The organism is Arthrobacter sp. PAMC25564 (assembly GCF_004798705.1).
In the GTDB taxonomy this organism is placed as follows: Bacteria; Actinomycetota; Actinomycetes; order Actinomycetales; family Micrococcaceae; genus Arthrobacter.
This window is the reverse complement of sequence record NZ_CP039290.1, coordinates 128494-141704: the sequence shown is the minus strand read 5'-3', so window position 1 is coordinate 141704 and position 13211 is coordinate 128494. Positions and strand designations below refer to the sequence as shown.

Annotated in this window: 11 protein-coding genes; 4 read left to right on the top strand and 7 right to left on the bottom strand. The window is 66.9% G+C overall.

Features of this window, described 5'->3' with window-relative positions; all coding sequences use genetic code 11:
* Window positions 1–21: 21 nt before the first annotated feature.
* The 3 genes from E5206_RS00640 to E5206_RS00630 form a co-directional block, all read right to left on the bottom strand.
* The gene (locus E5206_RS00640; RefSeq protein ID WP_136320793.1) at window positions 22–1614 is read right to left on the bottom strand and encodes an iron ABC transporter permease; all 1593 of its coding nucleotides are present in this window, start codon (window positions 1612–1614) and stop codon (window positions 22–24) included.
* Window positions 1615–1619: 5 nt separating this feature from the next.
* Complete coding sequence (locus E5206_RS00635) at window positions 1620–2675, bottom strand: iron ABC transporter substrate-binding protein (RefSeq protein ID WP_136320792.1); 1056 nt, start codon at window positions 2673–2675, stop codon at window positions 1620–1622.
* A gap of 167 nt (window positions 2676–2842) precedes the next feature.
* Window positions 2843–4060, bottom strand: a complete 1218-nt coding sequence (locus tag E5206_RS00630; protein ID WP_136320791.1) for a glycoside hydrolase family 76 protein — start codon at window positions 4058–4060, stop codon at window positions 2843–2845.
* A 170-nt stretch (window positions 4061–4230) separates the two neighbouring features.
* Here E5206_RS00630 and E5206_RS00625 point away from each other — a divergent pair, with 170 nt between their 5' ends.
* Both E5206_RS00625 and E5206_RS00620 read left to right on the top strand, forming a co-directional pair.
* Window positions 4231–5064, top strand: coding sequence for an SDR family NAD(P)-dependent oxidoreductase (locus E5206_RS00625; RefSeq protein ID WP_136320790.1), 834 nt, complete (start codon window positions 4231–4233; stop codon window positions 5062–5064).
* Window positions 5065–5120: 56 nt separating this feature from the next.
* Window positions 5121–6302 carry an acyl-CoA dehydrogenase family protein gene (locus tag E5206_RS00620; protein WP_136323887.1) on the top strand — a complete coding sequence of 394 codons (1182 nt, stop codon included), beginning with the start codon at window positions 5121–5123 and terminating at the stop codon, window positions 6300–6302.
* On the opposite strand, the gene E5206_RS00615 is transcribed toward E5206_RS00620, so the two are convergent.
* From E5206_RS00615 to E5206_RS00600, 4 genes are all read right to left on the bottom strand, one after another.
* A complete protein-coding gene (locus E5206_RS00615) occupies window positions 6277–7167 on the bottom strand; it encodes a DUF1684 domain-containing protein (protein WP_240689865.1) in 891 nt (296 codons plus the stop codon). The genes E5206_RS00620 and E5206_RS00615 overlap by 26 nt on opposite strands.
* A 78-nt stretch (window positions 7168–7245) precedes the next feature.
* A complete protein-coding gene (locus E5206_RS00610; protein ID WP_136320788.1) occupies window positions 7246–7851 on the bottom strand; it encodes a TetR/AcrR family transcriptional regulator in 606 nt (201 codons plus the stop codon).
* Window positions 7852–8394: 543 nt separating this feature from the next.
* Complete coding sequence (locus tag E5206_RS00605) at window positions 8395–8772, bottom strand: cupin domain-containing protein (protein WP_136320787.1); 378 nt, start codon at window positions 8770–8772, stop codon at window positions 8395–8397.
* Window positions 8773–9147: 375 nt separating this feature from the next.
* Complete coding sequence (locus E5206_RS00600) at window positions 9148–9381, bottom strand: hypothetical protein (RefSeq protein ID WP_205759978.1); 234 nt, start codon at window positions 9379–9381, stop codon at window positions 9148–9150.
* 114 nt (window positions 9382–9495) lie between these two features.
* On the opposite strand from E5206_RS00600, the gene E5206_RS00595 reads away from it, so the two are divergent.
* Window positions 9496–10176, top strand: a complete 681-nt coding sequence (locus E5206_RS00595) for an NAD(P)-binding domain-containing protein (RefSeq protein WP_136320786.1) — start codon at window positions 9496–9498, stop codon at window positions 10174–10176.
* Window positions 10177–10386: 210 nt separating this feature from the next.
* Window positions 10387–13200, top strand: coding sequence for a phosphoenolpyruvate carboxylase (gene ppc / locus E5206_RS00590; protein WP_136320785.1), 2814 nt, complete (start codon window positions 10387–10389; stop codon window positions 13198–13200).
* The last annotated feature ends 11 nt before the right edge of the window (window positions 13201–13211 follow it).

The window sequence follows — 13211 nt, the reverse complement described above, 5'->3', positions numbered from 1 at the left end:
AATGCAAAGGAGAATAATCGGTCACTGTCCCGCTGCTTTCTTCGACTGCTGGAAAAGGAGGTAGGTCATCGGCGCCGAGATCAGGATCATCAGCAGGGCATACGGGGCGGCTCCGGCGTAGTCGATTTCGCTGCTCTTGCTCCAGAACTCGGTGGCAAGGGTCCGGGTCCCGTTGGGGGAGAGCAGCAGGGTCGCCGTGAGCTCGTTGACGATCGCGAGGAACACGAGCGCCGCCCCGCCAGCGGCGGCGGGAGCCGTGAGGCGCAGCGTCACCAGGAGGAAGGAGAGCAGGGGAGGCTTGCCGAGTGCCTGCGCGGCCTCGTCCAGCTCCTTGGGTGCCTGTGACATGCCGGAACGGATGTTGACGAGCGCCCGCGGCAGGAACAGCAGCACATAGGCCGCGATCAGGAGTCCTGCGGTCTGGTACATGCCCGGCGCCAGCCGGATGCTCACGGTCACGAAGGCCAGTCCCACCACAATTCCGGGCATGGAGCTCGTGACGTAGTTGGACAGTTCCAGGGCCTTGCTGAACCAGCTCGGATGCCGCACCGCCAGATACGCCATGGGGAACGCGACGACGGTGGTGGCTATGGCCCCGGCCAGGCCGTAGGCGAGCGTCTGCAGCAGCGCCGGAAGGAATTCATCCGCTGCCCAGATCTCCGGGCCGCCGGCAAGGATCCAGCGCAGCACGAACGTCAGCGGCAGCCCGAAGGCCAGTCCGGTGAGGGCGATCAGCGACAGCTGGGCGGGGACCTGATAGGCGTGCAGGGGCAGGCGCAGGGCGCGGCCCTGGGTGCCGGAGCCGACCCTGGCGTAGCGGGCGCTGCCACGGCCGCGGACTTCCACCAGCAGCAGGATCAGGCAGATGAAGACGAGAACGCTGGCCAGCATGTTTCCGGCGGTCCCGTTGAAGGTGGACCGGTACTGCACCATGATCGCGGTGGTGAAGGTGTCGAAGCGGATCATCGCGAAGGCGCCGTACTCGGCCAGCAAGTGCAGGGATACCAGCAGGGCACCGCCGGTCATGGCGATGCGCAGCTGGGGCAGCACGACGCGGAAGAAGGCTCGCCAGGCGCCCAGGCCCAGGGATGCGGCGGACTGCTCGATGGCCGGGTCCAGCCGGCTGAGCGTCGCCGCCGCCGGGATATATACCAGCGGGAAATAGGAGAGGGTGGCGATCAGGACGCCGGACCACAGCCCGCCGAGCGAGGGCACAGCGGAAACCCACGCATAGCTGTTGACGAAGGCCGGAATCGCCAGCGGGGCGGCGAGGAGCACGGCCCACCACCTGTGGCCCTTGAGGTTGGTGCGCTCCACCAGCCAGGCGCCGCCCACCCCGAGCACCAGGCACAGCGGCACCGTGATCACCATCAGCAGCACCGTGTTGAGCAGGAGTTCTCCCACCCGCTCGCGGAAGATCAGGGCGACGGCGGCGTCCCAGCCGGTGGCGGCCGTCATGAAGATGACGTAGCCCAGCGGGATGAGCGAGAAGAGGGCGATCAGGACCGCCAGGATCGCGACAACGGAAACTCCGAAAGGCGGGCGGGGGCGCTTGCCCCTGCCCGCCGACGTCGTTTCCCCGGAAATTTCGGGAGCCGCCAGCTTGCTTGCCATTGCTACTACAGCAGCCCCGCCTGGGTCATCAGCTCGGTGACCTTGGCGGAGTTGAGCTTGGCAGGATCCACGGTGGGGGCCTGCAGCTCCTTCAACGGCACGAGCTTGTCGTTCGCCGGGACATCGGAGGCGATGGCGTACTCGAAGGAGGTGCCCTTCTGGAGAATCTCCTGGCCCTTCTTGCCGGTGATGAACTTCAGGAAGGCCTGGGCGGCCGCGGCGTTCTTGGAGGACTTCAGCACGCCGCCGCCGGAGACGGACACGAATGCGCCGGGATCCTGGTTCTTGAAGTAGTACGGCGTGAGGTTCTTGGAGTTCTCTCCGGTCTTGGCCTGGTCGCCGTAGTAGTAGTAGTGGTAGATCAGGGCGGCGTCCACCTCGCCGGCGTTGACGGCCTTCATGGCCGTGCTGTTGCCCTTGTAGGCCTTGGAGTTTTCCTTCATGCCCTTGAGCCAGTCCGCGGTGGCGGCTTCGCCCTTGAGCTCGAGCAGGGCGGAGACGATCGCCTGGAAGTCGGCGCCGGACGGCGATGCCGCCCACTTGCCCTTCCATTCGGGCTTGGCCAGATCCAGCATGGACTTGGGCAACTGGCTGTCGCTCAGCTTGCTCTTGTCATAGACGAGCACGGTGGAGCGTGCCGCGATGCCGGTCCACTTGTTGGTCGAGGGGCGGAATGCGGCCGGCACCTGGTCGGTGGTGGCCTTGTCCACGTCTGCGAACAGGCCGGCGTTTTCCACCTGGGCCATGGCGGGGGAGTTCTCGGTGAGGAAGACGTCGGCCGGGGAGGCCTGGCCTTCCTGGATGATCTGGTTCGACATCTCCGTGTCGTCCCCCTGGCGCACCGTGACCTTGACGCCGGTTTCCGCGGTGAAGGCGTCGACCCATTCCTTGGTCAGGGTGTCGTGCTGGGCGTTGTAGACCGTGATCTCGCCGGCGACTTTGCCGTCTGTCCCGGCGCTGCTGCTGCCGCCGCTGGAGGTGCCGGAGCCACAGGCTGCCAGGCCGAGCGCGGCGGTGGCGAGGAGTGCGATCCCGGCCAGCGCATTGTTGCGGATCTTCATGGGGCTACTTTCTGCAAGGAATAGGTCTGGGGAGCCCTAGCCCCCTGTGAGCGGGGAAGTTAGGGCATGCTCACTAGGAAAAACTGTAGGTTAGCCAAACCTAAGCAACCAACTCGATTACGCCTTAAGTGATCAGGATCACATCAATTACGAAACTATTGCATGATCTAATTCCCTGCTGCGTCACCCGGGCCGCCGGCCCGCCGGGCGATGGCGGCCGCAGCTTCCAGCACCATCCAGGCCTGGAGCTGGGTGGACAGTTCGAAGGCGGCGCCGGCCGGGTAGCTCAGGCGAGCCGGCAGCTCGGGCCGTAGGGAGAAGACCAGCCTGCCGCCGCGGCGGGCGAGCGGGTCGGTGGCCGGAAGGGTGCGGCGGCCTTCCCAGAAGGCCTCCGCGGTGTCCGTCACGAGCAGGGCCGCCGTGGCCCGGGTCCCGGCCGGAAGCCGTTCGTCCATGGCCGCCAGTGCCAGGTATCGGACCAGGATCCCGGTGAAGAGTCCGCCGTCGCCGGTTCCCTCGCAGCGCAGCACCGTCGCACTGCGCCCCGTCAGCGGTGCGGCCAGGGTGAAGCTGCGCGCCACCGCTGCCACGAGGGCGGAGGCCCGTTCAAGGTTCCCCGCGCCGCCAAGTTCGAGCAGGGCGCCGAGGACCGGACCCTGGTTGTAGGAATAGATGGCGCTTTCCATCAGCACCTCCCCGGTGCCGGTGATCCGCAGCCCGTCCCGGTACATGCCCTGTTCCGGGTCGTAGAGCCGGGCATCGAGCCAGTCCAGCAGGGCCTGGGCCTTGGCGGCCCTGCCGGTCCGGGCGTAGTGGAGTGCCACCGGTGCGGTGGCGGGCGTGTTTTTGAAATCGCGTTTCTTGCTCCAGAAGGTCCCGCCGCCCAGATCGTCCGTGGAGGCGGAATCGAACTGCTGCGTGAGGCGGTGCAGGACGCGGGCGGTGCGCCGGCCGCCCGGCTTGCTGGCGTCGGCGGCAAGCTGCCCCAGCCTCAGGGTGGCAAGGGCCAGCCACGCCATGTCGTCGTAGTAGTTGTTGACGACCGTGAAAAAGTTGCGCAGCCGGATGCCGGTGAGGAGCCGTGAAGCCAGCTTTCCGGCGCTCGGCCGGGTTTCGCCGTCGAACTTCGCTCCCGGACGGCCGGCGTTCAGATTGACCAGCTCCCGCCGGCCGGCGTCCACAAGGCAGTCCAGGTAGTGCGCCTGCCACCAGTAGTGCCAGGGCCGGGCCAGGTCCTTCAGCCGGCTGGAGGGCCGGACGATCGCGGCGATGTGGGTGCCCGGCAGGAGGAACAGCCGTTGTCCGTAAAGCCTGGTCACCGTGCGCGCCGCCTCGTCGGCACGGAAGGACCAGTCCGGGGCGGTGGCGGCGTCAGCTGGGGTCATGGATCCAGCCTAGTGGCGGGGGTCATCCGGGGTGCGATCGCCGGGGAGGTGCGGTATGTCCGCAGTTCAGTTAACATTCACTAACTAATGTTCCCCGCCGCCGGTGACTGCCTCGTCCATCAAGGTGCGCAGTCCGCGGCAGGGTTCCGGTTCCACATCAAGGAGGATGCATGGACATCAAGGGTACTGTCGCGCTGATTACCGGCGGGGCCTCGGGTCTTGGTGCGGCGACGGCGAGGCGCCTGTTCGACGCCGGCGCGTCCGTTGTGCTGCTGGACCTGCCGGGCTCGGCCGGTGACGCCTTCGCCGCGGAGCTCAACGCCCGGGGGAAGGCGGGCAATGACGCCTCCGGAGCCGTAAACCCGCCGGAACAAACAAACAAGGCAGTCTTTGTCCCTGCGGACGTCACTGACGAGGCGCAGGTGCAGGCCGCCGTCGACGCCGCCGTCGCGCTGGGCCCGCTGCGCATTCTGGTGAACTGTGCCGGGATCGGCACGCCCGGAAAGGTGCTGGGCCGCGACGGCGTGCTCCCTCTGGAGAACTTCAACCGCGTCATCCAGATCAACCTCGTGGGCACCTTCAACGTGATCCGCCTGGCCGCGGCCGCGATGGCGGCCACCGAGCCGGCAGTGACGGAACTGGGCGGTCCGGAACGCGGAGTCATCATCAACACCGCCTCCGTCGCCGCCTTCGACGGCCAGATCGGCCAGCCTGCCTACGCCGCCTCCAAGGGTGCCGTGGCTGCCATGACGCTGCCGATCGCCCGCGAACTGGCGCGCTCGCTGGTCCGGGTTGTCACGATTGCCCCGGGCATTTTCGAGACGCCGATGATGGCAGGCCTGCCGCAGGAGGCGCAGGACTCGCTCGGCCACCAGGTCCCGCACCCGTCCCGGCTGGGCCGGCCCGCGGAATACGCGAACCTGGCCGCGCATATCGTCGACAACACGATGCTCAATGGCGAGACCATCCGCCTCGACGGCGCCATCCGGATGGGACCGAAGTGACCGCTCCGGCCGCCTCATCCCCGGGGTCGGCGCCGGCTTCGGCACCCGCGGCTTCGATGGCGGGGCTGCCCACGGCCGACTTCTTCGACTTCGAATCACTGCTCAGCGCCGTGGAGCGGGCGAAACTGGCGGAACTGCGGGAGTTCCTGGCGGCCGAGGTCGCCCCCTTCGCCACGGACTGGTGGAACAAGGCCGAATTCCCCGCCCACATCCTGCCCAAGCTGGCCGGCCTGGAGCTCAGCGCCCCGGCCCAGCGTGGCTACAGCCACCTGTTTGCCGGGCTGGTGATCGCCGAAATGACCCGCGTGGATACCTCGCTGGCGACTTTCTTCCTGGTCCACCACGACCTTTTCGTGGAGTCGCTCTACGCCTTCGGCTCGGCGGAGCAGAAGGGCCGCCTGCTGGAGGACGCCGCGGGCCTCCGGACCACCGGCGCCTTCGCCCTCACCGAGCCGGACCACGGCTCCGACGTCGCCGGCGGGATGGAAACCCGGGCCCGGCGGGTGCCCGCTTCGGCGGACGACGGCGGGGACTGCTGGGTACTCAACGGCGCCAAGCGCTGGATCGGCAACGGGACGTTCTGCGACTACATGCTGGTCTGGGCCCGCGACGAGGCCGACGGCGGCATCCGCGGCTTCATCGTGGACGCGAAGCTGCCCGGCCTGAGCCGGAGCAAAATTGAGAACAAGATCGCCCTGCGCACCGTGCAGAACGCGGACATCGTGTTCGAGGATGTCAGGGTGGCCGAGGCTGACCGCTTCGCAGGGATCAACAGCTTCGAGGACACCAACGAGCTGCTGCGCGGCTCCCGGATCATGGTGGCGTGGCAGGCCGTGGGACAGCAGCTGGCCGCGTTCGACGTCGCCCGGCAGTACGCCGTCGAACGCCGGCAGTTCGGGCGGCCGCTGGCGAAATTCCAGCTCGTCCAGCAGCAGCTGGTGACCATGCTGGGCAACGCCGTGGCAAGCATGGGAATGATGGTCCGGATTGCGCAATTGCAGGAGCAGGGTGCCGGGGACATGGCCCAGGTGTCCCTGGCGAAGTCCTATGTCAGCGCCAGGATGCGGGAAACCGTGGCGATGGGCAGGTCCCTGCTGGGCGGCAACGGGATCGTCACCGACTACCGGATGGCGAAGATCTTCTCCGATGCGGAGGCGATCTACACCTACGAGGGTTCGTTCGAGATCAACACGCTGATCGTGGGCCGGGCGGTTACCGGGGTCTCGGCGATCGTCTAGCCGGTGGGAAGGGCGCAGGCTCTTTCTCCCCGGCTTCGATCCGGTAGTCCAGGCTGTTGTTCTTCACCGGCATGGGGCAGGTGCCATACGGGGTGAAGGCGCTGGGGTAGTTGATGGCCCGGTTGAAGTCCAGGATGACCGTGCTGTCCGGGCGGGGCCTGGCCGTGGACACCTTGCGCCACTCGGCCGTTGCCTGTTCCGGCGGGGCCGCGCCGTTGGTCTCGTCATGGAACGTGACCGTGAGGGCGCCGAGGTTCTCCTCCTCGGCCTGCAGATGGAACTCGTGGTCCTTGCCCGGCAGCCGGAACACCAGCTCGCCGACGGAACGGTGGACCCCGTCCACCAGCGGGTTGGCGGTGCCGATGGGGATGTCCACCGGCTCCGGATACCGCACGAACTTCGCCTGGACCGCCAGTTCCGGCCGGAAGTCGAAGGTCGGCACGCCGTCGAACTCCGTGAACACGGGCGACTTTGAATCCCGGGTGCGGATGGCGTACTTGTCCGCCCGCATGGCAAGCTCCACCACCACCTGGCGGCCGTCGTCGCCGCCGTACTGCACCCACATCAGCGACTCCTCATCCGACAGCGTCGCGCTGAGGGTCCCGTCCACGGGCTCGCCGGTCTCCACCAGCGTCAGCCCGTCAGCCGCCACGGCGGTGAGGAACGCCGTCGTGCCGTCCGTGGACCACAGCCCGGGGGCAAGGTCGACGGCTCCCGGCCGGTCCTCCAGCCACTGGAACGAGGCCAGGGTCAGCCAGCCGTGCGCGCTGGCCAGGGCCGTGTTGCGGCTGTTCCGGAAGCGCTGCCAGCGGGCGAGTTGGGGGTCGGTTTGCGCGCCGGCGGTGGTGTTGTTCAAGGCGGTCACGGGTTCCTCCATGTCGGTGATCCCAGCTGGCTCGCAATTGTTGTCGTTTTGAGGCCTCAAAACGACAACAATTGCCACTCAGTTGGGGAGTGCAGCTGCCACGAGTTGTGATGCGGTGTCGCGGGCGGCGATGGCGGCCGCCGGGTCGCCGTCGAGCACCCCGCTGGCCAGGCCGCCGTCGAGCAGCAGGGTCAGGCTGCGGGCGAGCCGGTCCGGATCCTGCGCGCCGGCGCGGACGGCCAGGTCGCAGATCCAGGCACGGATCTGCTCCTTGTGGGCCACCGTCCGATCGTGGATGCGGGTTCCTGAGGCCGACTCGGCCGCGGCGTTGATGAAGGCGCAGCCGCGGTAGCCGTCACGCCGGCAGGCGGTTGTCAGGGCATTGAACAGGCCCACGAGCTGCGCGGCCGGGTCCTCGCCGGCAGCTTCGGCGGCGGCGTGAAGCTGCCCGCTCCAGGCACCGTCGACCATCTCCAGATACGCCAGAATGAGGTCGTCCTTGGCCGGAAAATACTTGTAGAACGTGGCCTTCGCGACGCGGGACTCGGCGATGATCGTGTCGATGCCGGCGGCCCGGAGCCCCTGGGAGTAGAAGAGCCGGAAGGCCGTTGCCAGGATCTTCTCCCTGGCATGCCCGGCAGGCGTGCGGACGGCCTGTGGTGCCGTGGTGGCAGTCGGAGTCATGGCTCCATGGTACACAGACAAGTCTGTCTGTGTCCTGCAATGCAGGCGGCTCAGCAGTGGGCCGCCAGGCCCAGGACAATCATAGCCAGATCAGGACTGCGTAGAGGGCGCTCAACCCCACCCCGGCACCCGGGGAGCCGGGGTGGGGTTGAGCGCCAGCCCGGGTAGGGCCCGGTCCCTTGCGAGGGGCCTATCGTGCGCCTGAGAGCAGCGGTGCCGTGGCCCGAGCAGGTGTGGGTATTTCGCCCGGTCCCTCCGTGGCGCTGTCCGTGACCGCGGGACTGGCCTGACGGGCGCTGAGGTGGGCAAGGACCGAGGCCCGGCCGCAGTGCGGACACGTCGTTTCGCCTAGACCTGTGGGATCGGAGCAGTGCAGTCCGTCGCGAAAGAAATAGTCCCGTTCGTGCCCGTGACCGTCCTCAACATGCTGGACGTCATAGTCGGCCACCCAGTCATGGCTGCAACCAGTGCAAGTGAAAATCAACCGTTCGAACGAAATTTCTCTAAGAATCATGACCTTCTCCTTTTAGTCTGCCGAGTCATTCAGGGTGCGAAGGAGCGGTGGCCGGTGTAGAAACCTAGCGCATAGTCAGGGGTCTCGAATTTGACTGTTGTGCCCTTGGGGAAGAACAGCACGTCGCGCTCCCTGGCATGCGTGACGTCTCCTGTGGTCTGGTCGGTGAGGATGAATTCGCCCTGGATGACGACCTTCATTTCGTCGTAGGTGTATGTGTATACCAGGGGTTCGGAGGCCTTGAGTTCGAAGAATCCGGCGCTCATGACCGACCCGCCGGGGTTGGAGAGGGAGTCACCGATGGAGGCATCACACCCGGGTTCGTTCATCTGCGGCAGGGAGCTATAGCCTCCTTCCACCTTGTGGATGGATCCGGCCTTGCTCAGTGTTCCTACCAGGGTTTCCATGTCTCTCCTATGAATATTGTTATGAAAGGTTTGTCAGAACTGTTCATCATTAGGTGCATATAAGACTGCGGCGAAGATCACGTCAGAATCCCGGCCGGGGTCCGGGAGGGACCGCCTGCAAACCCGACATCCTCTAATTTATGGAGGACCAGCCGGGCTCTGCTCAGAGTCCTGCTGGTGTGATGCCGGTCACGGACGCTCGTTCCACATGCAAAGCTACGCCGTTGAATTCATATAGTCGAGACCTATAAAAAATAAATGTTTTCCGAATTCAGATTTCGCCGCTCGAGCCGGAGACGCCGGCCGCAAAGCTGGTTTCCGGCCCTCCCGAAGGCTGTCGTGATTGCGTTGATCCCGTCGCCCGGCTAGGGGATATCACCCATCTGCGCCGTTCCAGCGTCCCCGGGGGTCGCGCAGGAGGCCGAATTTCATGCTGATCTGGGCGTCCTCGGGCTGGCGGCCTCTGATCGCATCGCGGAGCAGCATCTCGTTGTGTCCCATGCCGTCCCGGTGTCCAGCAGGGTCCAGTAGGGTCGCGCCGGCATCGAGGGCGGCGTGGATCGTGGAGGCGCTCTCGGCGTCGTCGGCCGGCCGGCAAGGGTTGGACATGCCCATCGGCCCGACGCCCGATGTTGCCCCCTTGCCATAGACAGGTCTGTCTGATAGCGTCTTGCCCACCAGTAGACAAGCCTGTCTACTCCACCCCTGCGGATTGAGGATGCCATGAAGATTGCTGTACTGGGAACCGGCACTGTTGGCCCCACGATTGCCGGAGCCCTGGCCGGGCTGGGGCATGAGGTGGTCATCGGCACCCGCGATCCGGAGGCGACGCTGGCCCGGACTGGGCCGGGGCTGATGGGTGCGGCGCCCTTTGCCCAGTGGCATGCGGGGCACAGCCAGATCGGTGTCGCCACCTTCGCGGACGCCGCTGCCGGCGCCGAGATCGTCGTCAACGCCACCAACGGCGGCGGATCCCTCGACGCGCTGACCGCCGCCGGCGCCGCAAATCTGGCCGGCAAGGTCCTTGTGGACGTCGCGAACCCGCTCGACTTCTCCCAGGGCATGCCGCCGTCGTTGAATCCGGTGAACACGGACAGCCTCGCGGAGCAGATCCAGCGGGCCTTCCCGGAAGCCAGGGTGGTCAAGACCCTCAACACCATGACGGCCAGCGTGATGGTGGATCCGGCGGGCGTGGCAGGGGGAGAGCATTCGGTCTTCGTTTCCGGAAACGACGTGGACGCCAAGGAGACCGTGACCTGGCTGCTGAAGGGCTTCGGCCACCGGGACATCATCGACCTGGGCGACATCACCACCGCCCGCGGCGCCGAAATGATCATGCCGCTCTGGCTGCGGCTCTGGGGTGCACTCGGAACCGGGCACTTCAATTTCAAGATCGCCCGGTAAGCCTTCACCCGACCAGCTCGCAGCCGGGGCCGTTTTGAGCGCCCAAAACGGCCCCGGCTATGAGTCGGTTGGGGGTCGGGGCAGGACACTATTTGAGACGGATTCCCAGTCGGGACGTGAGCCGGGTAACATCCCATAGGAACACGTAACCCGGCTCACAGTATCCAGCGCAGTGTACGAGCCACGTCGATCCCTCGAAAGATTGTTGTAATGGCTGACACTGCAATGAATCCCGGCACCGATCTCGCCTCCGAACTGCGGGCCGATGTCCGCCGGGTCTCCACCCTGCTCGGCGAATCCCTCGTCCGCCAGCACGGCCCCGAACTCCTGGAACTCGTGGAACAGGTGCGCCTGCTGACCAAGGAATCGAAGGAAGCGGCCCGCGGCGGCGCCGATGCCACCGGTCCCTGGAGCGCGTACGACGTCGTCGCCCAGGTCCGCGAACTGCTCGGTTCCCTGCCCCTTGAGCAGGCCACCGAGCTGGTCCGTGCCTTCGCCTTCTATTTCCATCTGGCCAACGCCGCCGAGCAGGTCCACCGGGTCCGCGGGCTGCGCAGGCGGCCGGAAAAGGACGGCTGGCTCGCCAAGGCGGTCACGGACATCGCCGCGAAGGCCGGCACTTCCGTGCTGCAGGAGGTCGTCAACGAGCTCGACGTCCGGCCCATCTTCACCGCCCATCCCACGGAGGCTTCCCGCCGCTCGGTGCTGGATAAGGTCCGCCGGCTTTCCGATATCCTCGCCGAGGCCACGGCCGACGGCACGTCCGCGCGCCGCCGCCAGGACCGCCAGCTCTCCGAGGTGATCGACCAGATGTGGCAGACGGATGAGCTCCGCCAGGTCCGGCCCAACCCGGTGGATGAGGCCCGCAATGCCATCTACTACCTGACCGGAATCCTCACCGATGCGATGCCGGAGATGCTCTCGGATCTCTCGGAGCTGCTTGGCGAGCACGGGGTCACGCTGCCGTCGCAGAAGGCCCCGATCCGGTTCGGCTCCTGGATCGGCGGCGACCGGGACGGCAATCCAAACGTCACGGCCGAGGTCACCCACCAGATCCTGCAGCTCCATAACCAGCACGCCGTCCGGATCAGCATCGGGCTGATTGACGAACTCATTTCCATCCTGTCCAACTCGACGGCGCTGGCCGGGGCGGACGCTGAACTCCTGGACTCGATCGACGTCGATCTCAAGAACCTCCCGGGCCTGGACCGCAGGGTCCTGGAGCTGAACGCGCAGGAACCATACCGGCTCAAACTCACCTGCATCAAGGCCAAGCTGCTCAACACCGGCCGGCGGGTGGCGGCCGGAACCGCGCACGAGCCCGGCCGCGACTACGCCGCCACCGCGGAACTCCTCGCCGAGCTGGGGCTGCTGGCGCGGTCCCTGCGGAACCACCACGCCGCGCTGGCGGCCGACGGCGCCCTGGCCCGGGTCCGCCGCGCCATCGCCTCCTTCGGGCTGCACCTGGCCACGCTGGATATCCGCGAACACGCCGACCACCACCATGACGCCGTGGGGCAGCTGATGGACCGCCTCGGCGGACCCGGCGTCCGGTACGCGGAACTCAGCCGGGCCGAGCGGCTCGAGGTGCTGGGCTCCGAACTCGCCTCCCGGCGCCCGCTGTCCGGCCACCCGATCAAGCTCGACGGCGTCGCGGACGGCACCTACGACGTCTTCCGGGAGATCCGGAGGGCCCTGCGCACCTACGGCCCCGACGTGATCGAGACCTACATTGTCTCCATGACCCGGGGCGCGGACGACGTCCTGGCCGCTGCGGTGCTGGCCCGCGAAGCCGGACTGGTGAACCTCTTCGGTGCGGCACCCTATGCCAAGATCGGCTTCGCGCCGCTGCTGGAGACCGTGGAGGAACTGCGCGCCTCGGCCGAGATCGTGGACCGGCTGCTCTCCGATTCGTCCTACCGTGAGCTGGTCCGGCTGCGCGGTGACGTGCAGGAAATCATGCTGGGCTACTCGGACTCCAACAAGGAATCCGGCGTGATGACGAGCCAGTGGGAGATCTACAAGACCCAGCGCAAGCTGCGTGATGTCGCCTCGAAGCACGGCGTCCGGGTACGCCTCTTCCATGGCCGCGGCGGCTCCGTGGGGCGCGGCGGCGGCCCGACGTACGACGCGATCATGGCCCAGCCCAACGGGGTGCTCGAAGGCGAAATCAAGTTCACCGAACAGGGTGAAGTCATCTCCGACAAGTACTCGCTGCCCGAACTGGCCCGCGAGAACCTGGAACTCTCGCTCGCGGCGGTCCTGCAGGGCTCCGCGCTGCACCGCACCCCGCGTACCTCCGAGGACCAGCGGGTGCGTTACGGCCATGTCATGGAGACCATCTCCGACGCCGCGTTTGCCCGCTACCGGACGCTGATCGAGGATCCGGACCTGCCCGCCTACTTCCTGGCCTCCACCCCGGTGGAACAGCTGGGGTCGCTGAACATCGGCTCACGGCCCTCCAAGCGGCCCGATTCCGGCTCCGGGCTCGAAGGCCTGCGCGCCATCCCGTGGGTCTTTGGCTGGACGCAGTCGCGGCAGATCGTCCCTGGCTGGTTCGGCGTCGGGTCCGGCCTCAAGGCCGCCCGCGAGGCGGGAAACTCGGCCCAGCTCGTGGAGATGATGGAGAGCTGGCACTTCTTCCGCTCGGTCCTCTCCAATGTCGAGATGACGCTGGCCAAGACGGACATGGACATTGCCGGCTACTACGTCTCCACCCTGGTCCCGGAGGAGCTGCACCACCTCTTCCGCGCCATCCGGGCCGAATATGAGCTCACCGTCGCCGAAGTCCAGAAGCTCACCGGCGAGCAGCTCCTGCTCGATGCCCAGCCCACCTTGAGGCGCTCGCTGGAAATCCGCGACCAGTACCTGGACCCGATCAGCTACCTGCAGGTGGAGCTGCTCCGCCGCGTGCGGGCTGAAGCCTCCGCGGGCAGCTCCGGGGCCGAGATCGATGAACGCCTCCAGCGTGCCATGCTCATCACCGTCAACGGAGTAGCCGCCGGCCTGCGCAACACCGGGTAGCACTTCCTTCC